At 70.0% G+C, this 22,752-nt stretch carries 26 protein-coding genes; 16 read left to right on the forward strand and 10 right to left on the reverse strand.

The genetic code is table 11. From position 1 onward, the window contains the following. Positions 1–38 precede the first annotated feature (38 nt). Positions 39–2,507, reverse strand: a complete 2,469-nt coding sequence (locus ACZ3I4_RS29815; RefSeq protein WP_465385338.1) for an ABC transporter permease — start codon at positions 2,505–2,507, stop codon at positions 39–41. Next, positions 2,501–3,235, reverse strand: a complete 735-nt coding sequence (locus tag ACZ3I4_RS29820; protein WP_465385383.1) for an ABC transporter ATP-binding protein — start codon at positions 3,233–3,235, stop codon at positions 2,501–2,503. Before ACZ3I4_RS29820 ends, ACZ3I4_RS29815 begins: the two co-directional genes overlap by 7 nt. A 121-nt stretch (positions 3,236–3,356) precedes the next feature. Here ACZ3I4_RS29820 and ACZ3I4_RS29825 point away from each other — a divergent pair, with 121 nt between their 5' ends. From ACZ3I4_RS29825 to ACZ3I4_RS29840, 4 genes are all read left to right on the forward strand, one after another. Next, positions 3,357–4,925, forward strand: coding sequence for a histidine kinase (locus ACZ3I4_RS29825; RefSeq protein WP_465385339.1), 1,569 nt, complete (start codon positions 3,357–3,359; stop codon positions 4,923–4,925). Beyond that, on the forward strand, positions 4,922–5,569 hold the full coding sequence (locus ACZ3I4_RS29830) for a response regulator (RefSeq protein WP_465385340.1): 648 nt from the start codon (positions 4,922–4,924) through the stop codon (positions 5,567–5,569). The genes ACZ3I4_RS29825 and ACZ3I4_RS29830 overlap by 4 nt, the downstream gene beginning before the upstream one ends. Before the next feature lie 69 nt (positions 5,570–5,638). Beyond that, positions 5,639–6,205 carry an HhH-GPD-type base excision DNA repair protein gene (locus ACZ3I4_RS29835; RefSeq protein WP_465385341.1) on the forward strand — a complete coding sequence of 189 codons (567 nt, stop codon included), beginning with the start codon at positions 5,639–5,641 and terminating at the stop codon, positions 6,203–6,205. Positions 6,206–6,397: 192 nt separating this feature from the next. Then, positions 6,398–6,802: a DUF3099 domain-containing protein gene (locus ACZ3I4_RS29840; RefSeq protein ID WP_465385342.1), complete on the forward strand. Its 405-nt coding sequence runs from the start codon at positions 6,398–6,400 to the stop codon at positions 6,800–6,802. Positions 6,803–6,877: 75 nt separating this feature from the next. Here ACZ3I4_RS29840 and ACZ3I4_RS29845 read toward each other — a convergent pair whose 3' ends face one another. Both ACZ3I4_RS29845 and ACZ3I4_RS29850 read right to left on the reverse strand, forming a co-directional pair. Then, the gene (locus tag ACZ3I4_RS29845; RefSeq protein WP_465385384.1) at positions 6,878–7,762 is read right to left on the reverse strand and encodes a carbohydrate kinase family protein; all 885 of its coding nucleotides are present in this window, start codon (positions 7,760–7,762) and stop codon (positions 6,878–6,880) included. Beyond that, positions 7,762–8,790: a pseudouridine-5'-phosphate glycosidase gene (locus ACZ3I4_RS29850; protein WP_465385343.1), complete on the reverse strand. Its 1,029-nt coding sequence runs from the start codon at positions 8,788–8,790 to the stop codon at positions 7,762–7,764. The genes ACZ3I4_RS29845 and ACZ3I4_RS29850 overlap by 1 nt, the downstream gene beginning before the upstream one ends. A 112-nt stretch (positions 8,791–8,902) precedes the next feature. Between ACZ3I4_RS29850 and ACZ3I4_RS29855 the strand changes: the two genes are divergently transcribed. The 5 genes from ACZ3I4_RS29855 to ACZ3I4_RS29875 all read left to right on the forward strand — a co-directional run bounded on the left by ACZ3I4_RS29855 (position 8,903) and on the right by ACZ3I4_RS29875 (position 12,402). Then, positions 8,903–9,121 carry a DUF3039 domain-containing protein gene (locus ACZ3I4_RS29855; protein WP_203377770.1) on the forward strand — a complete coding sequence of 73 codons (219 nt, stop codon included), beginning with the start codon at positions 8,903–8,905 and terminating at the stop codon, positions 9,119–9,121. Next, positions 9,118–9,732, forward strand: coding sequence for a trimeric intracellular cation channel family protein (locus tag ACZ3I4_RS29860; RefSeq protein WP_465385385.1), 615 nt, complete (start codon positions 9,118–9,120; stop codon positions 9,730–9,732). The genes ACZ3I4_RS29855 and ACZ3I4_RS29860 overlap by 4 nt, the downstream gene beginning before the upstream one ends. Before the next feature lie 88 nt (positions 9,733–9,820). After that, on the forward strand, positions 9,821–11,548 hold the full coding sequence (locus ACZ3I4_RS29865; RefSeq protein WP_465385344.1) for a DEAD/DEAH box helicase: 1,728 nt from the start codon (positions 9,821–9,823) through the stop codon (positions 11,546–11,548). 99 nt (positions 11,549–11,647) lie between these two features. Continuing rightward, entirely contained in the window at positions 11,648–12,142 is a 495-nt protein-coding gene (locus ACZ3I4_RS29870; RefSeq protein WP_465385345.1) for a hypothetical protein, read from the forward strand. Further along, entirely contained in the window at positions 12,142–12,402 is a 261-nt protein-coding gene (locus ACZ3I4_RS29875) for a helix-turn-helix transcriptional regulator (RefSeq protein ID WP_465385346.1), read from the forward strand. Before ACZ3I4_RS29870 ends, ACZ3I4_RS29875 begins: the two co-directional genes overlap by 1 nt. 596 nt (positions 12,403–12,998) lie before the next feature. Here the strand turns inward: ACZ3I4_RS29875 and ACZ3I4_RS29880 are convergent. Together ACZ3I4_RS29880 and ACZ3I4_RS29885 are read right to left on the reverse strand one after the other, a co-directional pair. Beyond that, complete coding sequence (locus tag ACZ3I4_RS29880; RefSeq protein WP_202990110.1) at positions 12,999–13,238, reverse strand: DUF7455 domain-containing protein; 240 nt, start codon at positions 13,236–13,238, stop codon at positions 12,999–13,001. A gap of 242 nt (positions 13,239–13,480) precedes the next feature. Then, positions 13,481–15,076, reverse strand: coding sequence for an RNA polymerase sigma factor (locus ACZ3I4_RS29885; RefSeq protein WP_465385347.1), 1,596 nt, complete (start codon positions 15,074–15,076; stop codon positions 13,481–13,483). Positions 15,077–15,405: 329 nt separating this feature from the next. Here ACZ3I4_RS29885 and ACZ3I4_RS29890 point away from each other — a divergent pair, with 329 nt between their 5' ends. After that, positions 15,406–16,191 (forward strand): inositol monophosphatase family protein, encoded by a 786-nt coding sequence (locus ACZ3I4_RS29890; protein ID WP_465385386.1) that lies wholly within the window; start codon positions 15,406–15,408, stop codon positions 16,189–16,191. A 20-nt stretch (positions 16,192–16,211) separates the two neighbouring features. Here ACZ3I4_RS29890 and ACZ3I4_RS29895 read toward each other — a convergent pair whose 3' ends face one another. Continuing rightward, positions 16,212–16,757, reverse strand: a complete 546-nt coding sequence (locus tag ACZ3I4_RS29895; protein ID WP_465385348.1) for a LytR C-terminal domain-containing protein — start codon at positions 16,755–16,757, stop codon at positions 16,212–16,214. A gap of 369 nt (positions 16,758–17,126) precedes the next feature. Here ACZ3I4_RS29895 and ACZ3I4_RS29900 point away from each other — a divergent pair, with 369 nt between their 5' ends. Continuing rightward, positions 17,127–17,423, forward strand: coding sequence for a DUF4193 domain-containing protein (locus tag ACZ3I4_RS29900; protein WP_465385349.1), 297 nt, complete (start codon positions 17,127–17,129; stop codon positions 17,421–17,423). Between the two features lie 139 nt (positions 17,424–17,562). After that, positions 17,563–18,378, forward strand: a complete 816-nt coding sequence (locus ACZ3I4_RS29905; protein ID WP_465385350.1) for a hypothetical protein — start codon at positions 17,563–17,565, stop codon at positions 18,376–18,378. On the opposite strand, the gene ACZ3I4_RS29910 is transcribed toward ACZ3I4_RS29905, so the two are convergent. Next, complete coding sequence (locus ACZ3I4_RS29910) at positions 18,375–18,854, reverse strand: DUF3093 domain-containing protein (RefSeq protein ID WP_465385351.1); 480 nt, start codon at positions 18,852–18,854, stop codon at positions 18,375–18,377. The two genes, ACZ3I4_RS29905 and ACZ3I4_RS29910, sit on opposite strands and share 4 nt — an antisense overlap. Before the next feature lie 118 nt (positions 18,855–18,972). On the opposite strand from ACZ3I4_RS29910, the gene dut reads away from it, so the two are divergent. The 4 genes from dut (at position 18,973) to ACZ3I4_RS29930 (ending at position 21,399) form a co-directional block, all read left to right on the forward strand. Beyond that, positions 18,973–19,443, forward strand: a complete 471-nt coding sequence (gene dut, locus ACZ3I4_RS29915; RefSeq protein ID WP_465385387.1) for a dUTP diphosphatase — start codon at positions 18,973–18,975, stop codon at positions 19,441–19,443. A 17-nt stretch (positions 19,444–19,460) separates the two neighbouring features. Then, on the forward strand, positions 19,461–20,135 hold the full coding sequence (locus ACZ3I4_RS29920; protein ID WP_465385352.1) for a DUF3710 domain-containing protein: 675 nt from the start codon (positions 19,461–19,463) through the stop codon (positions 20,133–20,135). A gap of 95 nt (positions 20,136–20,230) precedes the next feature. Next, positions 20,231–20,608, forward strand: coding sequence for an OB-fold nucleic acid binding domain-containing protein (locus ACZ3I4_RS29925; protein WP_465385353.1), 378 nt, complete (start codon positions 20,231–20,233; stop codon positions 20,606–20,608). After that, entirely contained in the window at positions 20,605–21,399 is a 795-nt protein-coding gene (locus ACZ3I4_RS29930; protein ID WP_465385354.1) for a DUF3159 domain-containing protein, read from the forward strand. Before ACZ3I4_RS29925 ends, ACZ3I4_RS29930 begins: the two co-directional genes overlap by 4 nt. Here ACZ3I4_RS29930 and ACZ3I4_RS29935 read toward each other — a convergent pair. Then, a complete protein-coding gene (locus ACZ3I4_RS29935) occupies positions 21,396–22,079 on the reverse strand; it encodes a potassium channel family protein (protein ID WP_465385355.1) in 684 nt (227 codons plus the stop codon). The two genes, ACZ3I4_RS29930 and ACZ3I4_RS29935, sit on opposite strands and share 4 nt — an antisense overlap. After that, a complete protein-coding gene (locus tag ACZ3I4_RS29940; RefSeq protein WP_465385356.1) occupies positions 22,076–22,741 on the reverse strand; it encodes a potassium channel family protein in 666 nt (221 codons plus the stop codon). Before ACZ3I4_RS29940 ends, ACZ3I4_RS29935 begins: the two co-directional genes overlap by 4 nt. Between the last annotated feature and the right edge of the window lie 11 nt (positions 22,742–22,752).

Genomic DNA, 22,752 nt, shown 5'->3' on the forward strand with positions numbered 1-22,752 from the left:
CCAGCACGGCGTAAACCGCAGTGACGCTTCGCAGGTCATCATGCTCGCTTCCGGGTGACGCCGGCACCTGCCAACTGCGCCCGGGCCGGGAGCACGCTGCCGACCAGCGCAAGGACCAGGCACGTACCCACCGCGGCCACCCCGATCGACCACGGCACGGCCAGGGTGACAGACGTGCCGGTCTGCTCCCGGAAGCCCGCCGCGCTGCCCCACAGCGCGAGCAAGGCGGCCGCCCCGCCGAGCACAGAACCGATCACAACAACCAGAGCAGACTCGCCAGCCACAGCAGTCAACACCTGACGCGGCGTGGCTCCCGCGAGACGCAACAGCCGATAGTCGTTCGCCCGGCGCCCGGTCGCCATGAAGAGCGTGTTCGCCACCGCAAGCGGCCCATAACCCACGGACACTCCGATCAACAGCAGCGTGAAGATCCACACCAGCCGGTCCTCCTCCGTCCCGAACTCCCGCGCATAGGTCGCCACGTCAACGAACCGAGCCCCGGCCGGCGCCGGCGCCACGATGCCGGAGGTGACAGGCAGCACCGATGCCAGCGCCGAAGGATCGTGACGCCGCACGGTTTCCCGAGCCAGGACGACTTCGGCGACAGCCTGGTCATCCGGTACCACGGCAGACACCCGCAGCCGCACCTCCTGCCCGTCGGCAAAGGCGAGAGCAACCGAGCCACCGACTTGGCTGCCGAACTGCGTGGCCCGGGACTTGCTCAAGACGACATCCCCCGGACCGGGCGCTCTTTCGGGCCCGCCGACCGCGTCTGCTTCGACGCTCGGCCCGCCGACCGGCCGGCCGTTTGGTGCCGGACTGTGCGTGTCTTTGTGGTCGGGTTTGCCATTGGGGCGATTCTCCCCAGGCGGGACACCCGCTGCGGCTACGACGGTGTCGCCCGAATAAACGGCCGTGACCAGGTTGGCCGAGGGCGCCGCCGCGTCGGTCAGCCCGGGCGTTCCATCGGGAACCAGCACCGTGCCGGCTCGCGCCGCGTCGGCCCGCCGATCGGCATAAGCCCTCTCCGCGGTCTGCGCATTGCCCGCGATGAAGACCGCGAACGCCACCGTGAGCAGAACCGGCGCCGCGGTCGAGGCGGTGCGTCGCGATCCGGTCAGTGCACTTTCCCGAACAACCATGCCGAGCGCACCACCGACCGGCCGCAGCAGGACACCCACGATCAGCGGCACGACAGCAGGAGACAGCACCGTCGCGGCGACCACAAGCGCCATGGCGGCCAGCAGCGCGTACGTGCCGAGGCCGGCCAGGTCGTCGGTCACCACCGTGGCGAGCCCGGCGGCGACACCGATCACTGCGAACAGCAGTCCCGCCGCCCAGCGCACCCACGTCATCGGTTTCGTCTCGACCTCGGCGGTGCGCAAAGCGTCCAGCGGCCGCACCCGAGCGGCCCGCCGTGCCGCCGTCAAGCCACCGGCGATCGCGACCAGCGGTCCGATCAGGACGCCGGCCAACATCGGTCCCAACTGCACACGGGCGTGGAACGACTCGGGCTCGAACCCCGCGTCGACAAGCACACCGCCGATCCCTGGCGCCAGCACCAGACCGAGCACCGCGCCGACCAACCCCGCGGTCAGGCCGACCAGCGCCGCCTCACGCAGGACGCCGAACCGTACCTGCCGAGGCGTAGCGCCAACGGCTCGCAACAGCCCGATCTCACGACGCCGCTGGTTGACCGACAGCGCGAGCGTAGATGCGATCACAAAGACGCAGGAGAACACCGAAAGCGCCGCCATCGCGCTCAGCACCTGCATGCCGATCCAACGCGTACGGGCGTCTTCCCGCGGCTCGAGATCGCCCAGCGATGCGCCATGCAGCATCGTCGCGTCGCCCGCGACTGCCCGGACCACTTCCAGGTCGGGATCTCCGGTCAACCCGATCACTCGTACGCCCGGTGCGAGCCGGGCGGCCTCGGCATCATCGACGTAGAGGCGAGGCGCGTCGATCAACCCGGTGACCCTCCACGGCGCCGGCCCGGTAGCGGTCAGAATGGTCACCAGGCCGCCCGCCGGAACTCCGAGATCCTTTCCGAGCACCACTTCGCGGGCCGCGCCGGCGGGACGACCAGAGATCAGGGTGTCGCCGGCGAGTTTCGCGCTCGCCCATCCGTACCCCTCTTGGATCTCGACGGCCGGACTGCCGGACAGGACCGGCTGCGCATAGAACCGGCGATCCGCGACGGCCGCCTCAACGCCCGGAACCGAGGACAGCCGTTTGGTCAGGGCATGGGCCTCGCCGGACGACCACGGTCTCGGCTCGGGGAAAGGGTCGGCCGGTGTGGTGACGTCCGGACTCCGTACGGCTGCTCCCACCGCAGCGAACCGATCGGGCCGCTCCGGCTCGGCGGAGGCGAGCAGCGTGAGGGTCAGCGTGACCACCGCCGTGCCGAAAAGGACCGCGACGAAGGCACCCAGTCGATCCTTGGTCAGCATGTCGCTCCGCGCGAACCACTTCAGCGCGCGGTTCCAGCTGCCCGGCCTCACCATGTCTCCTCCGCCCGGGCCATGCGAGCCGCGATCGCCTCGGCCGAGGCGCCGTCGAGACGGTCGACCAGCCGCCCATCGGTCAGCAGCAGCACCGAATCGGCGACGGCGGCGGCCATCGGATCGTGCGTCACCATGACGATCGTCTGGCCTCGGGCGCTTACCAGTTGACGCAGCAACTCGAGGACGCGGCGGGACGTCTGGTTGTCGAGCGCGCCGGTCGGCTCGTCGGCGAAGATCACGGCGGGCTTGGTCACCATGGCGCGGGCGATCGCGACCCGTTGTTGCTGCCCTCCGGAAAGCTCGACCGGTCGGTGCCGGGCGCGATCGGCCAGGCCCACCTCGTCGAGCGCCGCAGTCACGTCGCCGGCGCTGATGCGGCGCCCGGCGAGCCGGATGGGCAGTGCCACGTTCTGTGCGGCGGTCAGTGAGGAGATCAGGTTGAAAGCCTGGAACACGAAGCCGATCCGCTCGCGCCGCAACAGCGTCAGGCCGGTCTCGTCGAGCCCACCCAAGCTGACCCCGTCGACCGTCACTTCCCCGGATGTCGGACGATCGAGCCCGGCGACGCAATGCAGCAAAGTGGACTTCCCCGACCCGGACGGCCCCATCACCGCTGTGAAGGTGCCCGGGCCCAGGTCTACGGTTACTCCGTCGAGCGCGGTGACCCGGCTCGGTCCGGCGTCGTACTCCCTCCGGAGATTCGAGATCGAAACCATCGGTGTCGTCATGGCGGAAAGCCTCGCGATTTGCGGGCCCGATGTCGTCAACCCGTGGTTCGGAGGAATCGCCTCGAAAAATCGAACCACGGGTTGACGCGCCGGGTCGGCGTCGCTCGTTAACGTCGCTCGCATGACTGCCGCATCGCCTTCTTTCCTCATCCGGAGGCTCAGCCGTGGTCAGCTGCTCGCGATCGACGTGCTGCTGGCCGTGGCCACCGCCGGTTTCGGCTGGTTTGCCGCGGCCGAGACTCCCCCCGCGACTTATCAGGGCTGGTTGGAGCCGGGATGGGTTTCGGCGTTCCTCGGGTTCGGTATCGGACTGCCGGTCGCTGTCCGTCGTCTGTGGCCGATCGCCGCGACCGCCGCCGTCGTGGTCGTCGCGTCGTTCGCTGTCGTCAGCGGCGCGATCCCCAGCTATGCCGGTCCGGCGCCGATCACGGCGCTCGGCCTGGTCCTCTATACCGTCGGAGTCGAGGTGCCCCGCCGGCGCTCGATTCCGGTCGTTGTGGTCAGCATGCTGGCCTTCGTGGCGGCGTTCGCCTCGACCAGCGACTCGCTCGAGCTGCTGTTCGTGGCGTGGGCAGTGGCCGCCTGCTGGGCAGCCGGCCGCACCATGAGAGAGCGCCGGGCTCACGCGGCCTCACGGGCCGAGCAGGCGACAGCGCTCGCGGTCGAGCAGGAGAGGCTTCGTCTGGCTCGCGAGCTCCACGACATCGTCGCGCACAGCTTGAGCATGATCGCGATCAAGGCCGCCGTCGCCGACCACGTCGGAGGCGAGCATCCGGAGGAGATGCGGGCCGCCCTGCGCGTGATCGGAACGACGAGCCGGCAGTCGCTGGCCGAGATCAGGCGGGCGCTCGCACTGGTGCGGACGGAGGCGTCCATGAAACCGGCGCCGACTCTGGCCGACCTGCCCGAACTGGTGGGCAACGCCCGATCGACGGGACTGACGGTGGATCTCGACATGCGTGTGGAGGACGAACTGCCCAGCGACGTGGAGCTCTCTGCCTATCGCGTGGTCCAGGAGGCGCTGACCAACGTGGTCAAACACTCCGGCGCCGCGGGCTGCCACATCGAGGTCGTGGCGCGATCGGGACAGGTTGGCATCCGCGTCGTCGATGACGGCGCCGGTTCACATGCCACCAGGACGAAGGCCGGCCTGCTCGCGGCACGCAACCGCACGGCCGGGCCGGTCGGACAGGCTGCTCAACGCGGGCCGACCGAGCAGAGCGGGCACGACGGACAGGCTGCTTACGGCGAGCCGGCCGAGCAGAGTGGGCGCCGCGTTGAGGCTTCTCACGGCGGGGCGGCCGAGCAGAGTTGGCGCGGCGGGGATGCTGTTCTGAGCGGGCCGGCCAAGCGGAGTGGGCGCGGCGGCAAGGCTGCTCATGGCGGGTCCGCCGAGCACGGCGGGGACGCTGCTCCTGGCGAGTCGGGCGAGCAGGCCAGCTACGGCGGGCGGGCCGGGCAGGACAGGCTGGCAAGCTGGGGTGAACTCAACGAGGGGGAGGCCCCGTCGCCCCTGAGCACCACGTCAGAGTCGTCGCTGTCCTCTTCGGGGGCCGGTTCGATGCGATCATCCGGGCACGGGCTCATCGGTATGCGGGAGCGGGTTGCGCTGTTCGGTGGTGAGCTCAGTGCCGGGCCTGGTTCGCGAGGCGGCTGGGTGGTCGCGGCAACGTTGAGGTTCGCGCCTTGAGTGACGTACGGGTGGCGCTCGCGGACGACCAAGCGCTGGTGCGGGGCAGTTTCCGGCTTCTGATCGATCACACGCCCGGGTTCATCTGTGTGGGGGAGGCGAGCACGGGGCGGCAAGCGATCGAGGTCGCTCGCCAAGAGCGGCCCGATGTGCTGCTCATGGACGTGCGGATGCCGGAGATGGACGGTGTCGAGGCCACCCGGGCGATCTGTCAGGGGGCGCACGCGCTGGAGACAAAGGTCATCATGTTGACCACGTTCGATCTGGATGAGTACGTGATGGGCGGTTTCCGGGCCGGGGCGAGCGGATTCCTGGTCAAGGACGTGATGCCGCACGATTTGATCGACGGCATCCGGGCCGTCGTGGCGGGTGACCGGCTGATCGCTCCGGGGCCGTTGAGCCGGTTGATCGACGCCCACATCGCGATGCCCGAGCGGCCCGTCACGCCGCTGCCGCAGATCACCGGGCGTGAACGCGAGGTGCTCGTGCTCGTGGCCCGGGGCCTCTCGAACGATCAGATCGCGGTGCGGCTCGGGGTCAGCATGTCGACGGTCAAGACCCACATCAACCGGCTGCTGAACAAGCTCGACGGCCGCGATCGCACCCACTTGGTGATCGCCGCCTACGAGAGTGGCCTGCGATGACCGATCAGGCACGGGTCGTACGGTCGCGAGGTTGGTGTGCGGACGTCCGGACCTGCGAAGATGAACGTCATGACGCTTTCCCTGCCGATCGACGCCGAGGCCAACAAGCTGCTGTCCACCGACCCGTTGGCGCTGCTGATCGGCATGGTGCTCGACCAGCAGATTCCGCTCGAGAAGGCGTTCAGCTCGCCTTATGTGCTGGCTCAGCGGCTCGGGCACACGCCGACGGCGGCCGAGCTGGCGGAATACGACCCCGAGGCGCTCATCGCGATCTTCGCCAAGCCGCCGGCGCTGCATCGGTTCCCCAAGGCGATGGCATTGCGGGTGCAGGAGGTCTGCCGGGCGCTGGTCGAGCGGTACGACGGGCAGGCGGACAACCTGTGGACCGGCGTCGAGAACGGCCGCGAGCTGCTGGGACGGGTGGCGTCGTTGCCCGGGTTCGGCAAGCAGAAGTCGCAGATCTTCGCGGCGCTGCTCGGCAAGCAGTACGAGGTGGAGCCGTCGGGCTGGCGCGAGGCTGCCGGTGGGTACGGCGAGGACGGCTCGTTCAAGTCGGTGGCCGACATCGTCGACGATCAGTCACTGGGCAAGGTGCGCGCCTATAAGAAAGAGATGAAGGCCGCCGCCAAGGCTTGAGCCGGACGGCCACCGGGACGGACGCGCACACGTCGGCGGCCGGGAGTCGGTGGCGATCTGGCAGGGCCCTCTGTGGAAGCGCTGAGCTGCGGATATGCCGGTTCGCGGGTATTCGTTGGGCGGTTGCTCGCGATCGCAGTGGGCGTAGCGGCATCAACGGTGCAAGTATGAGGGGTCGATCGGAGACCCAACGTGAAGAAGCAGCCGGTTCTGATCACGGACGCCGCTCGCAGCCCGGACGATCAGTTCCGCAGCCGCCAGATCCGCTACGTGACGATGATGGGCATTCGTGCCGCCTGCGTGGTCCTCGGCGCCGTTCTGGTCAGCGTTCGACCACCCCTTCTGCCCCTGTGGCTCAGCCTGTGCGCCCTCGGCATGGTGTTTCTGCCCTGGGCGGCCGTCTTGATCGCCAATGACCGGCCGGCCAAGACCAAGGCCGAGCGCGCGGCCACGGCCGCCGCCCGTGAGGCGAAGCCGCAGTCGACACTGCCGCAGCACTCCGCCGAGGCGACCGAATACCTGACCATCGACCTCGAGCCCACCGAAACCGGAGAGCAGTGGGTCTCCACCGATCCTCGTGACCGCGACAAGGGCTGACCGAAGCCGGCAGGCGACAAGCTAGGCCCAGATCGCGAGCTAGGCCCGGACCGCGAACTAAGCCCAGGTCGCGAGCTAAGCCGAGGGTGGGCGGGCGCCTATCCGGGAGACAGCCGCGGCTCCCAGTTCGGCGCCCGACTTGAGGGCTGCTTCGGGTGAGCTGCCGACCAGCCAAGCTGCCAGAAGGCCCGCCGCGAAAGCGTCGCCCGCGCCGGTCGGATCCACCGTGGGGACGCGATCGGAGGCGGCCGCGTGCACGCCGCCGTCGCGGACGGCCCACGTTGCGCCCGCGCTGCCCTGTTTGACGATTGCGTTGCGTACGTGGGCAGTAAGCCGTTTCGCCTGTTCGGCGGGGCTGCCCGGACCGGCGAGCACGTCAGCCTCGTCCGCGTTGCACAGCAGCAGGTCGCATCCCCGTACGAAGGTCAGGAAGGCCTCGGCCCCCACCGAGCGCAACGGGGCCGCCGAGGCCGCATCGACGCTGGTGGTCAGGCCCCGCTCGGAGGCGGCCGCCAGCGCCGCCACACCCGCCGCCCGGGAACCGTCGTGCAGCAGCGGATAGCCGGAAAGGTGCAGGTGGGCCGCCTGGGGAGTGTCGAGGACGGCCGCCCGCACGTCGGCCGGGTCGAGCAGCAGGGACGCGCCACGGTCGGTGATCATGGTGCGTTCGTCGGGACCGGCCAGCACGACGATGCTGCCGGTGACCGTCCCGGGATGGGCCCGCACCGCGCACCGCACGCCCGCGGCGGCCAGCTCGGCCACCCGCTCGCGGCCCGCCGGATCGTCACCCACGGCGGCGATCAGCGTGACCGGACGACCGGAGTGCGCGAGCCAGGCGGCCGTGTTCGCGGCCTGGCCACCGCCGCCCACAGTGATCGCGGCGGCGGTGTCCGAGCCCAGCTCGATCGGGCCGCCGTGCGCCACCAGGACATCGGTGACCAGGTCACCCACAACAATGATCACGCAGGGACGCTGAAGCCGAGCGGGGCCGTCGACGACTTGGCCGTGGCCACCGCGATCTTGGCGGCGAGCTCGGCGTTGCGCAGGATGATCCGCACGTTCACCTCGAGGCTGCGGCCCTCGGTGCTCTCGTGGAAGTGGCTGAGCAGGAACGGCGTGACGGCCTTGCCGGTGATCCCGCCCCGCGCGAGCAGAGACAGGCCCTCGGAGAGCGTGTGGTCGTGCAGGTCGGGGTCGAGTTGCTCGTCGACGGGCAGCGGGTTGGCGAGGATTAGCGCGCCGGCGCCCACGTTCTGGTCGGCCCGCGCGCGGATCACGTCGGCGACCTGCTCGGGCGAGTCGAGCTCCCAGTCGACGTCGAAACCGCCGTCGGTGATGAAGAAGCCGGGGAAGCGCTTGGTGCGATAGCCGGCCACGGCGACGCCGAGGGTCTCCAGCCGCTCCAGGGTGGCGCCGACGTCGAGGATCGATTTCACGCCGGCGCAGACCACGACGATCGGCGTGTCGGCCAGCGTGGTGAGGTCGGCCGATTCGTCGAAAGTGACGTTGGCCTCGCGGTGTACGCCGCCCAGGCCGCCGGTCGCGAACACGCCGATGCCCGCGGCGGCCGCGACGGCACTGGTCGCGGCGACAGTGGTGGCGCCGTCCGCGCGCCGGGCGGCGGCCACGGCGAGATCGCGGACCGAGAGCTTCGCCACCCCTTCGGCCAGGGCCAGGTGCTCGATCTGGGCCTCGTCCAGGCCCACGACGAGCTCGCCGCCGATCATGCCGATCGTGGCGGGCACGGCGCCCTGCTCCCGTACGGTCTGCTCGATCTCGCGTGCCACCCGAAGGTTGTCCGGGTGCGGCAGCCCGTGCGAGATGATGGTGCTCTCCAGCGCGACCACCGGCCGGCCGTCCCGGCGTGCACGGGTCACGTGCTCGCCGTATTGAATCGCGAAGTCAGTCACGACAGCTACCGTACGGTGCCGCTGAGCCCGCCAACGAAAAACCGGAGTCGCTCGGCCCAAGACTGAAGACCAGGTCATTGGACCGGTCCGGTCCGAGGTGTCACACTTGCGGGTTGGAGCTTTCGTTAGGCCGCCGAGGGCCGGGGGGACCGGCGGTTCGACCCGAGAACGTGGATGAAGGGCAGATGTCGTGAGCACGGAGATTCTGGAGCGTCCGGAAACCAAGGATGCCGACACCGGGCCGGAAATGTTCCACTACGTGCGCAAGGAGAAGATCGCGGAGAGTGCGGTCATGGGGACGTACGTCGTCGCCTTGTGCGGCGAGAAGTTCCCGGTGACCAAGTCGCCCAAGCCCGGTTCTCCCGTGTGCCCGCAGTGCAAGGAGATCTACGAATCGATGCAGCGCTGACGAGTGGTGACGGGCTTCTCGCCGCCGACCTGATCGGCGTCGCGGTCTTTGCAGCCTCGGGCGCCTCGGCCGGCGTCGCGAAGCGGCTGGATCTGTTCGGCATCGCGTTCGTTGGGTTCGTGGCGGCGCTCGGCGGCGGCATTCTGCGCGATCTGGTGATCGGAGCAGTGCCGCCGCTGGCCTTTGCCGACTGGCGTTACTCGATGACCGCGGTAGCCGCGTCTCTCGCGGTGTTCTGGCTGCACCCCCGGCTGGCCCGTTGGCGCCGGCCCGTCCTGCTGCTCGACGCGGCCGGACTCGGTCTCTTCACCGTCACCGGCACGATCAAGGCGCTCGACGCGGGCGTGCCGGCGGTCGGCGCCTGCCTGATCGGCATGCTGACCGCGATCGGCGGCGGGCTCGCCCGCGACCTGATGACCGGCGAGATCCCGGTGGTCCTGCAGCGTGACATCTATGCCGTTGCGGCCCTGGGCGGCGCGATTCTTGTCACGATCCTGCGCAGCATGGACGTCGCCGACGCGCTGACGATGGCGGTGTCGGCCCTGCTCATCACCGGTGTCCGGCTGGTGGCGCTCTATCGCCGCTGGTCCGCTCCGGTGGCTGCGCCGTGACCCGCGTCCCGCCGCCGTCGCGGCTATGCTGGTTGCCGCCTTCGGTCCAGTGCCGGAGGTGCTTTCTTGAGGGAAGGATCGTCGCAGCTTGAGCCCGCCACTGCCGGATCTGGAAACCTTCCCGCCACTTCGTGACTGGCAGCGCAAGGCTCTCGTGGGCTATCTGCGCCGTCGCGGTGACGACTACATGGCGGTGGCGACCCCCGGCGCCGGCAAGACCACCTTCGCGCTGCGGATCGCCGCCGAGCTGCTGGCCGACGGCACCGTCGAGGCGGTCACCGTGGTCTGCCCGACCGAGCACCTCAAGGTGCAGTGGGCCGCCGCCGCGGGCCGGGTCGGCATCCAGCTCGACCACGCCTTCCGCAACTCCGACATCCACTCGTCGCGTGACTTCCACGGCGCCGTGCTCACCTACGCGCAGGTCGGCATGGCCCCGGCCGTGCACCGCCGCCGCACAATGACCCGCCCGACGCTGGTGATCCTCGACGAGATCCACCACGCCGGCGATTCGCGCAGCTGGGGTGACGGAGTCAAGAACGCTTTCGAGCCCGCCGTACGCCGTCTGATGCTCACCGGTACGCCGTTCCGCTCGGACGAGAACCCGATCCCGTTCGTCTCCTACGAGCGGGGCGACGACGGCCTGCAGCGTTCCCGGGCCGACTCCGTCTACGGCTATTCCGACGCGCTGCGCGACGGCGTCGTGCGGCCGGTGCTCTTCATGGCCTACTCGGGCGAGACGCGGTGGCGGACGAACGCCGGCGACGAACTGGCTGCCCGCCTCGGCGAGCCGATGACCAAGGATCTGATCGCGCAGGCCTGGCGGACCGCGCTCGATCACCGCGGCGACTGGATGCCCCAGGTCTTGCGGGCGGCCAACGCCCGGCTGAGCAAGCTGCGCGAGCACGGCATGACTGACGCGGCCGGGCTGATCATCGCCAGCGATCAGCAGACGGCCCGGGCGTACGCGAAACTCATCGGTGAGATCAGCGGCGAGCCGGCCACGGTCGTGCTCTCCGACGACGAGGGCGCCTCGAAGCGGATCGCCACCTTTGCCACCTCGCAGGACCGCTGGATGGTCGCGGTGCGGATGGTCTCGGAAGGCGTCGACATCCCGCGGCTGGCGGTCGGCGTCTATGCCACCAGCGCCTCCACCCCGCTCTATTTCGCCCAGGCGATCGGCCGTTTCGTGCGGGCCCGACGCAAGGGCGAGACCGCGACCGTCTTCCTCCCCAGCGTGCCGCATCTGCTCGGGCTGGCCAGCGAGATGGAGGCGCAGCGCGACCACGTGCTGGGCCTGCCGAAGCAGAAGGACGGCCTGGACGACGACCTGCTCGAGCGCGCTCAGCGCGAGGAGAACGCGGAGGGCGAGCTCGAGAAGCAGTTCGAGGCCCTGTCGGCGACGGCCGAGCTCGACCAGGTGATCTATGACGGCACGTCCTTCGGCATGGGGGCGATGACCGGCACGGCCGAGGAGGAGGAATATCTCGGACTGCCCGGCCTGCTCACCGCCGACCAGGTGTCGGTGCTGTTGAACAAGCGCCAGGCGGAGCAGCTGGCGGCTCAGAAGAGGCGGAAGGCGGCCGAGCCCGCGCCGGCCCCGGCTCAGCGTGAAGCCCCGGTGCCGATGACCGCGGGGGAGCGGCGCAACAGCCTGCGCCGGCAGCTGAACACGCTGGTCGCGGCGCATCACCACCGCACTAATCTGCCGCACGGCAAGATCCACGCGGAGCTGCGCCGACTGTGTGGAGGGCCGCCGAGCGCGCAAGCCACCATCGAACAGCTCGAGGAGCGCATCGCGACGATCCAGACCCTCTGACGCCCGTACGCGAGGACGCCGGCATAGGTGAAGTCATGTGAAGCAGTCTTGACGTCAAGAGCACTTGACGTCAAGTGGACTTCACACGATGATGGACGCATGACGACGACAATTCTCGATCGGGTCGTGCGCTGGAATCTTGATCTCGACGGTGACATCTACGGCGACGAGCGCGAGCGCCTCCGGTGGTATGAGGGCATTGCCGCTGCCGCCTCCATGCAGTGGCTCGCGGTCCCGTGGGCTGCGGCGATCATGGTGTGGCCGCTGGGGCGCTCTTCGGTGCTTCCGCTCTCCGTCGTGCTGGTCGCCATGTTCATCCCGACGGTCATCTGCGGGTGGTATGTGCGGAGTCGCCGCGTCGACACCCTGCCTCGCCGCTGGGGCGCCAAGCGCATCTTTCTGGGCCTGTTGGGCGGCCTGCCCTACGCGGTGTTCTTCGTCGGTGCCCTCCGCGCCTACGACTCCGAGGGCTCGACCTGGATCGGCGCGGCGGTCGGCGGCGTAATCGGCGGGGCGGGTGGGCTGATCATTCAGATGGCCCAGAGCCGGCGCCTGCGCCGTCAAGAGGCCCTCGCCTCCGAGGACGAAGACTGATGGCGCCACCATCGGGGCCGGTTCGCGCACCAGAGGCGGACGGGACGGCGGGGGTACGCATCCGTGCGGCGCGCAAGGAGGCCGGATTGACCCAGCAGAGCCTGTCCAGCGAGGTGCAGGTGAGCCGCCAGACCATCATCGCGATGGAGACGGGAGATTACGCGCCCTCGGTCTACTTGGCCCTGAAGGTCGCCAAGGCCCTCAGCACGACCGTGGAGCGCCTGTGGGACGCCGAGGCCGACCAGGGTGGCCTGCCCTGACCTGAGCGGCCAGCCAGCGCCTGAGGCCGCCGGACGCAGTAGCCAAAGACCGCGGGGCTTCGCGGGGCGCTGTTGTGGCCGAGAACGGCAGGACGGTTGCAGTGCGCCGCACTGCGGCTGAGTGCAGGACGGGTGCAGGGGTCACAGTTGCGGCTGAGCGCAGATCGGTTGCGGGGACCGCGGTTCCAACGCAGGCGGCGGACGCTTCGGCGGGCCGGAACGCAGGGCGGTTGCCGGCGCGGCGCGCAGGGCTGCAGGGCTGCAGGGGCTGCAGGGCCAGGCTGGCGGTGGTGACCAGTTTGCCGGGGGATGCGCAGGGCCATTGCTGCGGAGCGCCGGGCGCACGGTGGTTTCCGCGCGCGGGGGTCCGCTGAGCGCAGCGCCTCGTCGTGGATGTTGCACGGGCGCAGGGCGCGGGCGCGGCGACGGGCATGGAGCACGGCGACGCGCGGGTGTGGCGACGGGCGCGGGCATGCCAATGGGGCGCGGCGGCCGGGCGGGCGCGGGGTGCGGCTAGGGGTGCTGAGCGCATGGAAAGGGGCGCCCCACACCGTGGGCGCCCCTTTTTGAGTCTTGCTTGGGGGGTTGAGGACTCTTCAGTTGGAGTTAGACATCATGTCCGCGCCGCGCCAGGTGAACTCGGGGTCCGCCGTGAACTGCACTGCGATCTTCACCAGGTCCTCGGCGTACCGGTTGGCGTGGTGTCCGCAGAACACCAGCTCACTTCCACCAGCCAGGGTCAAACGGAGCTTTCCGGCTGCATTGCAGCGGTCGCACCGTTCATCGGCTGCGGTGCCGGCCAAACTACCCGCCGGCGGCGTGAGAGTCGGGGTCATCGCCTTCCTCCTCTGTTCGAACCGATGAACACGTTCCTCGGCTACTGCTCACATCGTGCAACACCCTGCACCGTTGCAGCCTTCCCACGGTGCCCCGGGGGGACCGAGGTCACACGTGCTGGGCTTAGTGTGCCGTGATCCAAGGGTGCCACGTCAACGATCACTTCTGCACAACGGTCTGATCACCACCCGATGTTGTACGGGTGGTGACCATTCGGGCACGCTTTGTTGACCAAACGTCCCTAGTCCAGGTAGTCGCGGAGAACCTGGGAGCGGGACGGGTGTCGCAACTTCGACATCGTCTTCGACTCGATCTGCCGGATGCGCTCACGGGTGACCCCGTAAACCTGGCCGATCTCGTCCAGGGTGCGCGGCTGGCCGTCGGTGAGGCCGAACCGCAGCCGCACCACGCCCGCCTCGCGCTCGGAGAGCGTCTGGAGAACCTGCTGCAGCTGGTCCTGGAGGAGCGAGAACGACACCGCGTCGACCGCGACGACCGCCTCGGAGTCCTCGATGAAGTCGCCGAGCTGGCTGTCGCCCTCGTCGCCGATCGTCTGGTCGAGCGAGATCGGCTCCCGGGCGTACTGCTGGATCTCGAGGACCTTTTCCGGGGTGATGTCCATTTCCTTGGCCAGCTCCTCCGGCGTGGGCTCGCGGCCCAGGTCCTGGAGCAGCTCGCGCTGGATGCGGCCGAGCTTGTTGATGACCTCGACCATGTGCACCGGGATGCGGATGGTGCGGGCCTGGTCGGCCATGGCGCGGGTGATGGCCTGCCGGATCCACCAGGTGGCGTACGTGGAGAACTTGTAGCCCTTGGTGTAGTCGAACTTCTCGACCGCGCGGATGAGGCCGAGGTTGCCTTCCTGGATCAGGTCGAGGAAGGCCATGCCCCGGCCGGTGTACCGCTTGGCAAGCGACACCACCAGACGAAGGTTGGCCTCGAGCAGGTGATTCTTGGCCCGCTCGCCGTCCCGGCCGATCCAGCGCAGGTCGCGCTCCATGTTGCGCTCGAGCTTCTCTTCGCCCTCGTCGCAGGCGCGCAGACGCTCGGCGGCGTAGAGGCCGGCCTCGATCCGCTTGGCCAGTTCGACCTCCTGCTCGGCGTTGAGCAGCGGGACCTTACCGATCTGCTTGAGGTAGGCCCGGACGGAGTCGGCCGAAGCGGTGAGCTCGGCGTCACGACGCGCCTGCTTGAGCGCCTCGGACTCCTCGTCGTCCCACTCGAAGTCGCCGTCGGTGGCGGAGCTGGCGGCGTCGGTCGCGGCCGCCGCGACCATGGCCGGCGGCTCCTCGACGACGACGTCCTCGATCGCGGCGGCGAGTTCCTCGGGATCGATCTCTTCGCCGTCGGCGGGGACCTCTTCGCCGGGCTTGCCCGCCTTGACCGGGCCGGCTGCCTTTTTGCCCGGGACGGCCTTGGTGGCGGCCTTCTTGGCCGGAGCCTTCTTGGCGGCGCCGGCTGCTTCGTCGCCGGCCTCGGCTGCGGCCTGCTTGGGAGCGGGCGCTGCCTTGCGGGCTGGTGCGGCGGCCTTGGCGGTGGTGGCCTTGGAGGCCGGGGTTGCGGCCCGGGCGGCGGAGACCTTGCGTCGGGTGCTGGAGGTTCCATCGACGGCTACGGTGACGCCCGCGTCCATGAGGCCGCGGAGGATCTTCTTGGCCTGAGCCGGATTCACCTGGGCGGACTCCAGCGTGCGCGCGACCTCGGCCGACGTGAGCTGCCCACCAGCGCCCTGGGCATGGGTGATGAGGGCCTCGGTGAGAGAGCGAACGTCGGCACCGTTCTGGTGGGCTTCTGTCACGAAAGACCTTCCGGAGGCGATGAGGTTGTGCACGGCCATGAGCCCAGCGCAGCGCACGGCGAGGAGGCTGGCCGGTGTTGGTGTGAGGACCCCCGGGACACGGACGATCGGTGCTCGGTGTCCGTGAAGCGGTGGGCAGGGGTGAATTGTAGCGCCGTCGAGCGAGATCCTCCCGTCGCAGCACGCCGCAGGGGGCCGCCGACCTCGCCGGAGACGCCCGGCACGAGAATGGTATCGGCGGAAAGGGCAAAGACGTGAGCGAGTTTTCGGCCGATGCGGCCTCCGGTGACCCCGGCGCAGCCCCTGGCCAGGCGGCCACCGGCGGCGGGAAAAATCCGGGTAACGATTTCGACGCGGCCCGAGGCGAACTGCTGGAACTGGCCGTCCGGGTGGCCCGGGACGCCGCGGCGACCGCGCGGCGCATGCGGGCCGAGGCGATCGGCGACGTCGAGACCAAGAGCACCGCGACCGACGTGGTGACCGCGGCCGACAAGGCCGTCGAGCGTCAGGTGATCGAGGCCCTGCGCGCGGCCCGCCTGGGCGACGGCGTGCTCGGCGAGGAGTACGGGAGCACCGAGGCGACCGAGCCCGGGGCCGTCCGCTGGATCCTCGACCCGATCGACGGCACGGTGAACTACCTGTACGGGCTTCCGCAGTACGCGGTGTCGCTGGCCGCCGAGCTCGACGGCGCGGTGGTCGCCGGAGTGGTCGTGAACGCGGCCACCGGCACCGAGTGGACGGCCACGCTCGGGGGCGGGGCCTGGCGCGACGGCCGGCGGCTGCGGTGCTCGGCGGCGACCGGGCTCGATCAGGCGCTGGTCGGCACCGGGTTCAGCTACGACGCCCGGCGGCGCGCTCATCAGGGCCGCGTGGTGGCCGGGCTGATCACCCAGGTGCGTGACATCCGGAGGTTCGGCGCGGCGGCTCTCGATCTCTGCGCGGTCGCCGAGGGCATGCTCGACGGCTACTACGAGAAGGGCCTCAACCCGTGGGACTGGGCCGCCGGTGGCCTGATCGCCACCGAGGCCGGCGCTGTCGTGTCCGGCCTGCGGGGCGCCGCGCCCGGCCTCGACCTGCTCGTGACCGCTCCGCCGGCCCTGTTCGGCGCGCTGCACGACGTGCTGGCCGATCTGGACGCCTCGGGCGGCCCGTGAGCAGCCCGGCCCCGTACGGGTCAGGAGTCCTTGTCCTTTTCGACGGGTTTGAGGCAGGTGCCCGGCGGCAGCGTGGGCTCGCCCACCTCGACCAGCGACTGGTTGACCTCGGTGGTGGTGGCCAGCTGACGGAACTCGTTGCCGATCACGATGTCGATGACCTGGCCCTTGCGCTTGGCGCTGTAGGACATCTTGGACTGGGCCAGGAAGTACGCCCGCAGCAGCTGGGCCTTGCCGACCGAGTCCGGCCCGTAGCGGATCTCGGCGACGCCCTTGTACTTCGTCTTGCTCTCGGCCGGCTTCTGGGTGGTGAAGCGCCGGTTCTTGAACTCGTTCGTGACGCTGTCGGCCAGGCCCGCCTTGTCCGTGCCGTTGTAGATCTTGACGGAGACCTCGGCCGGGTCGTCGGGCAGCCGGAGGTCGGCCCTCGGCGCGCCGGCCGGGCAGTCCGCGCCCGCGGTGCTGCCGCCCTGGGTGTCGCGTACCAGTGCCACGACCACGAACACCACTGCGGCTACGGCGAGCACACCGACAACGACCAGCGCTCGTACGCGCGCAAAGCTCATGGGGTTGGCTCCAGGGCGGTTCTGAATGCGGGACAGACGGGGTATGGCGCCTGCCGGGGAACGGGCGGACCTGTCGAGAGGTTAGCGTCTGTGCGCCGGGCATGCGGAAACAGGGAATCCTTCCGGCGCGTTGACGATGATCCAGAGGCGGATACCCCTACTTTGATGTCGCCTCGGTCACATCGGGAACAATGGGCCGCCCGGGCGCGTACAACAGTGCCGCGACAGCGGTAACGTTCCGCGCTCCACCGGGGGAGTTTCACGTGTTAGGGGCAGTGTCGGAAATCGTCCGGCGGAACCGGGAACCGAAACAGCGTCGCGGGCGTTACTAACGCCAAGTGACACATCGATACAGGAGAGTGAAGACCGATGGCCACCGACTACGACGCTCCGCGTCGCGATGAGGTCGACCTCGGCGAGGACAGCCTCGAGGAGCTCAAGGCCCGCCGCGCCGACTCGCAGTCGGGTTCAGTGGACGTCGACGAGGTCGAGGTGGCGGAGAGCTTCGAGCTGCCCGGCGCCGACCTGGCCGACGAGGAACTCACCGTCAAGGTGCTGCCGATGCAGACCGACGAGTTCCGCTGTTCCCGTTGTTTCCTCGTTCACCACCGCAGCCAGCTGGCCGCGGAGCGGAACGGGGATCTGATCTGCCGCGAGTGCGCCTGAGCGGGCACTCGCAGCAGCGCACCACAACCCGACCGCTGTTCGCGGTCGGGAGTCAGGCCGTTGCCGGGTTTGACCCGGGGTCGACACCGGGAATCACCATGAAGAGATGAGCCCGGGGGCCCACAACGGGAGGACGACGATGAGCGGAACGGACCACACCGCCGAGCCGACGGGCGTGCCGCCTGCCCTGGAGCAGACACCTGTCAAAAGCCAGGAGCTGGCTGCGGTCGATACCGAGCTCGGACAGACGGTTGCGGCGCTCACCGCCGATGATTTGGAACCGGCCGGCCGCCGGCAACTCCTCGGCCGGCTCGTCGGGGACATCCGCCGCCGTGGACTGGGTCAGATGTTCAAGCCCAAGGCCGCGGTGCGCTGGATGGCCGACGTGGTGGCCGACGTGGCGCCGCACGTGCCCGTCCGCGACCTCGAGACCCTGCACCGGCACTTCCCCGGCCTGTCCGACGACGATCTGGCCGAACGTCTGATCCGCAACGCCGCGCGATCGACGGCCGGCGTGGGCGCCGCCGGGGGCGGGGTGGCCTCCGTGCAGTGGGTCGCGCCGCCGACCCTGCTGTCCGCGCCCATCCTGCTGGGGGCCGAGACGGTGGGCGTGGTGGCGATCGAGCTCAAGCTCATCGGCGAGCTGCACGAGATCTACGGGCAGCCGGTCGGGGGCAGCCTCGGTCAGCGGGCTGCCGGACTGGTGCAGGCCTGGTCGCAGCAGCGCGGGGTCAACCCGATGGTGCCCGGCGTGGGCGTGGCCACGGTGCTCGGCACGGCCGCCCGGCGCGAGCTGCAGACGAGGTTGCTCAAGCGCTTCGGGCGCAATCTGACGACCCTGGGGCCGCTGCTGACCGGCGCAGCCGTCGCGGGCTACCTGAACCGCCGGGCCACCCGCAGCCTCGGCGAGCACGTGCAGAAGGACCTGCGCAAGCGGCGTGTGATCGAGGGCTAGCGGCCGCGGGCCCGCAGCAGGGCCGTCGCCAGCTCGACCGGGTGACGGGTGCTGACGATCCAGTACGGCGTGGGGTCGTCCGGGTCGTCGAGCAGCACCTGGACGGCCGGGCCGATCCACGGGCGCTGGATCACGAACGCGAGAGGGTGGGCGCCCACGCCGAGCGCCTCCCGTTTGCCCTCGGCGTCGAGCGCGACGACGTCCTTGACGAACTCGACCGGCAGCCGCGCGTCGTCGACCTGGAACTCGCCGCCGGTGACCGCGATCCGCAGGCGGCCGATCCAGAGCATGCCGGCCGCCGTGAGCGGGATTCCGACGGCGAACGGCGCCCAGGTGGGCAGGCCGTGGAAGCCGAGCAGGATCTCGAAGGCCAGGATCGACACGACGATCAGCAAGACCGGCCAGATCCACCAGGTCAGGCTCAGCCGCTCGGAATAGGCGGGGGCCGTGGTGCGCGCGGGGGACTCCGGTGTCACCCTGGAAGGGTACGGCGCGCCTCCGCGACCGGGCACGGCAGGATGGCAGGGTGAGTGCCGCCCGCAGCCGCGCCAGTGAGGACCGACCTTGACCGACCCGACCGTGACCGACCCGATCGTGACCGACGTAGTGATCCCTGTCCGCCTGCTCGACCCCGACCTGCCGCTCCCGGCGTACGCCCACCCCGGTGACGCGGGCGCCGACCTGGTCGCGGCCGAGGATGCCGAGCTGGCTCCCGGGCAGCGGGTCAAGGTGCGTACGGGCATCGCGGTGGCCATCCCGCAGGGGTACGTCGGTCTCGTGCACCCGCGATCCGGCCTGGCCGCGCGCCTGGGTGTGACGGTGCTCAACGCGCCCGGTACGGTCGACGCCGGTTATCGCGGCGAGATTCTGGTGATTCTCGTGAACCACGATCCGGTGAACAGCGTCAAGATCTCCCGTGGCGACCGCATCGCCCAGCTGGTCGTCCAGCGGGTCGAGCGGGCCGCGTTCCACGTGGTCGACGAACTCGACGACACCGCTCGGGGCGCCGGTGGGCACGGATCCACCGGCGGGCACAGCGCGCTGCCCACGCAGCAGCAGGTTTAGGACGGAAGGTGCCAACGATGTTCTCCCGTAAGCGCGGCGGCCCGAAGCACGTACGTGCGACCGACGCGCCACCCACCGAGGCGCTCAAGCAGAGCATGGCCGCGGGCGACGAACCGCCGCTGCCCGACCATGGACCGTGGGATTCCTCCTACGCCCCCGACGACGTGCAACGGCTGGACCTGGGCAGCCTGCTGATCCCGGCGGTCGACGGCGTCGAGGTGCGGGTGCAGGCCAACCCCGAGGGGGTGGTCGAGCAGATCGTGCTGGTCGACGGCGAGAGCGCGCTCCAGCTGGGCGTGTTCGCGGCGCCGCGTTCCGAGGGCATCTGGGACGAGGTCCGCGAGGAGATCGCCCAGGCCATGAAGTCGGACGGCGTGGCGCCGCGCGAGATCGACGGCGCGTACGGCGTCGAGCTGGCGGCCCGGGTCAACACCCCGGAGGGTCCGGCCGACGTGCGTTTCGTGGGCGTCGACGGGCCGCGCTGGATGGTCCGCGCGCTGTTCCAGGGGGCCGCGGCGGCCGATCCGTCCCGCGAGGGCCGGCTCGGCGAGGTGCTGAGCGGCCTGGTGGTCGTCCGTGACGCCGAGGCCCGGCCGGTACGCGAGGCGCTGCCGCTGCAGCTGCCCAAGGAAATGACCGAGCAGGCCGAGGAACAGCAGGACAACGGCACGAACGGCAGCCGGCCGGTCTAGCGGCTCGTGACTGAGGTCACCAGGGGCGTACCGTGTAGGAGCGGCACGGCACACGAGGGCTGTGCCGCTCACCATGGGTGGTCTGAGGAGACGTCATGAGCACCGACGAGCGCACCGGCCTGCGCCGGTTCTTCGACCGGTTGACCGCCACGGATTCCGAACTCGACGCGCGGCACCTGCAGCGCGAGAGCGCCAAGTGCGGCGCGATGCCGGCCGGGCAGTGCACCCGGGGGCAGGTCGTCTCGGTGTCGGGGCGGCTGCGCACGGTGGCATACACTCCTCGCACCAATCTGCCGACGCTCGAGGCCGACCTGTGGGACGGCAGCGACGTCGTGACCCTGGTTTTCCTGGGCCGCCGGTCGATCGCGGGCATCGAACCGGGGCGGCAGCTGACCGTGCGTGGCCGCATCGCCCTCCGGGACGACCGTAAGGTGATCTACAACCCGTACTACGAGCTGGAGGCGCCCCGGTGACACCCGGCAGCGAGCCGCGTCACGCCGCGCACGAATCCGTGGAGGAACGGCTCGCCGAGGAGGTCGTCGAAGAACTCGACCTTCACCCGGTCGAGGACGCGCCCGGCAAGGACGAGGAAGAACCCTTCCCGTCCATGAGCGAGCAGATCTCCGAGCAGCTCGGCGGGGTGCGGGGGCTGATCGAGTCCAGCATCCCGGTGCTCGCGTTCGTGGCGCTCAACGTGATCCTCGGCGACACCGTGGCCGGCCTCGAGAAGCGCACGGCGCTCTACTGGGCGATCGGCGGCGCGGTTTTCTCGGCCCTGGCCATCGGCGCCTTCCGCCTGGCCCGCAAGCAGCCCGTACGCCATGCGGTGAACGGTCTGTTCGGCATCGCGGTGGGCGCCTTCCTGGCCTGGCGTACGGGCAACGCCGAGGATTTCTACCTGCCCGGCATCCTGCTCACGTTCGCCCAGGCGGCGGCCCTGTTGATCTCCGTGTTTGTCCGCAAGCCGATCATCGGCTACGTGTGGGGCATCATGGCCAACAAGGGTCAGCAGGACTGGTTCGGCAACGCCCGGCTCTTCCGGACGTTCCAGTGGCTGACCCTGGTCTGGGTGGCCTCGCTGTGCATCCGCGCGGGCATCCAGTACTACCTGTGGGCGGCGGGCGAGGCGAACGCGCTCGGCATCGTCCGCATCCTGATCAGCTGGCCGATCTACGCCGCCACGTTCGCCTTCACCGCCTGGGCGATCCACCGCGTCACGAGCGAGCAGCAGCCCGCAACCGAGCCCAGCAAACTCGGCTCTTAACCGAGCTCGCGGCCCTCGCTGCCGAGCACGACCGCGCGGATCTGGTCCTCCACCTCGGCGGTGCAGACGAAGATCAGCTCGTCGCCGGCCTCGAGCGGGTCGTCGGCCGTCGGCACCATCACGCGCTTGCCGCGCAGGATGGCGACCAGCGCGGAGTCGCGGGGGAGCGGCACGTCGCGCACGGGCTGACCCTCGTACGGGGCGTTCTTGGGCAGGGTGATCTCGACCAGGTTGGCCTCGCCCTGGCGGAACGTCATCAGGCGTACGAGATCGCCGACGGTCACCGCCTCTTCGACCAGCGCGGCCATCAGGCGCGGCTTGCTGACCGACACGTCGACGCCCCACTGCTCGGTGAACAGCCACTCGTTCTCGGCCCGGTTGACCCGGGCCACCACCCGCGGCACGGCGAACTCGGTCTTGGCCAGCAACGACACGACCAGGTTGGCCTTGTCGTCGCCGGTGGCGGCCACCACGACGTCGCAACCGGCCACGTCGGCCTCCTCGAGGCTGCTCAGCTCGCAGGCGTCGGCCAGCACCCACTCGGCCTCGGGCACCCGTTCGGGGCGCAGCTGCTTGGGCTGGCGCTCGATCAGCATGACCCGGTGCCCGTTGCCGATCAGCTCCTGCGCGATCGACCGCCCCACGTTGCCGGCCCCGGCGATGGCGATCCGCATGGTCACTGTCCTTCCTTGTCGGCCCCGGCGGCGACGTCGAGGACCGCTCCCACCGTCTCGTCGGTGACCAGCATGAAGACCTGGTCACCGTCCTGGATCACGGTGGACAGGGTGCCCAGCGTGCCCATGCCGAAGCGCATCAGATAGGCCACCCGGGCCCCCGTACGCTCCTCGAGCGCCTTGAGCGTGCGCCCCACCCAGTCGCGATGCAACGGGGCCTCGACGATCGAGACCACGCTGGTCGGGTCGCGGAACACCTCGACCGTGCCCTCGGGAACCAGGTGGCGCACCATGCGGTCGGCCGCCCAGCGGATGGTGGCGACCGTCGGGATGCCGAGCCGCTCGTAGACCTGGGCCCGCTTCTGGTCGTAGATGCGGGCCACGACCCGGGAGACGCCGAACGTCTCGCGGGCCAGCCGGGCCGAGATGATGTTGGAGTTGTCGCCGCTGGAGACGGCCGCGAACGCGTCGGCCCGCTCGATGCCGGCCGAGCGCAGCACGTCGCGGTCGAAACCGACACCGGTCACCGTGGTGCCGCCGAAATCCGATCCCAGCCTGCGGAAGGCGTCCGAATTCTGATCGATGACGGCCACCGAATGGCCGCGCTCCTCGAGGTTGTGGGCCAGCGTCGAACCGAGCCGCCCGCACCCCATGATCACCACGTGCACGTGTCGTGTCC

The sequence above is a fragment of the Actinoplanes sp. NPDC021490 genome (genome assembly GCF_055562135.1).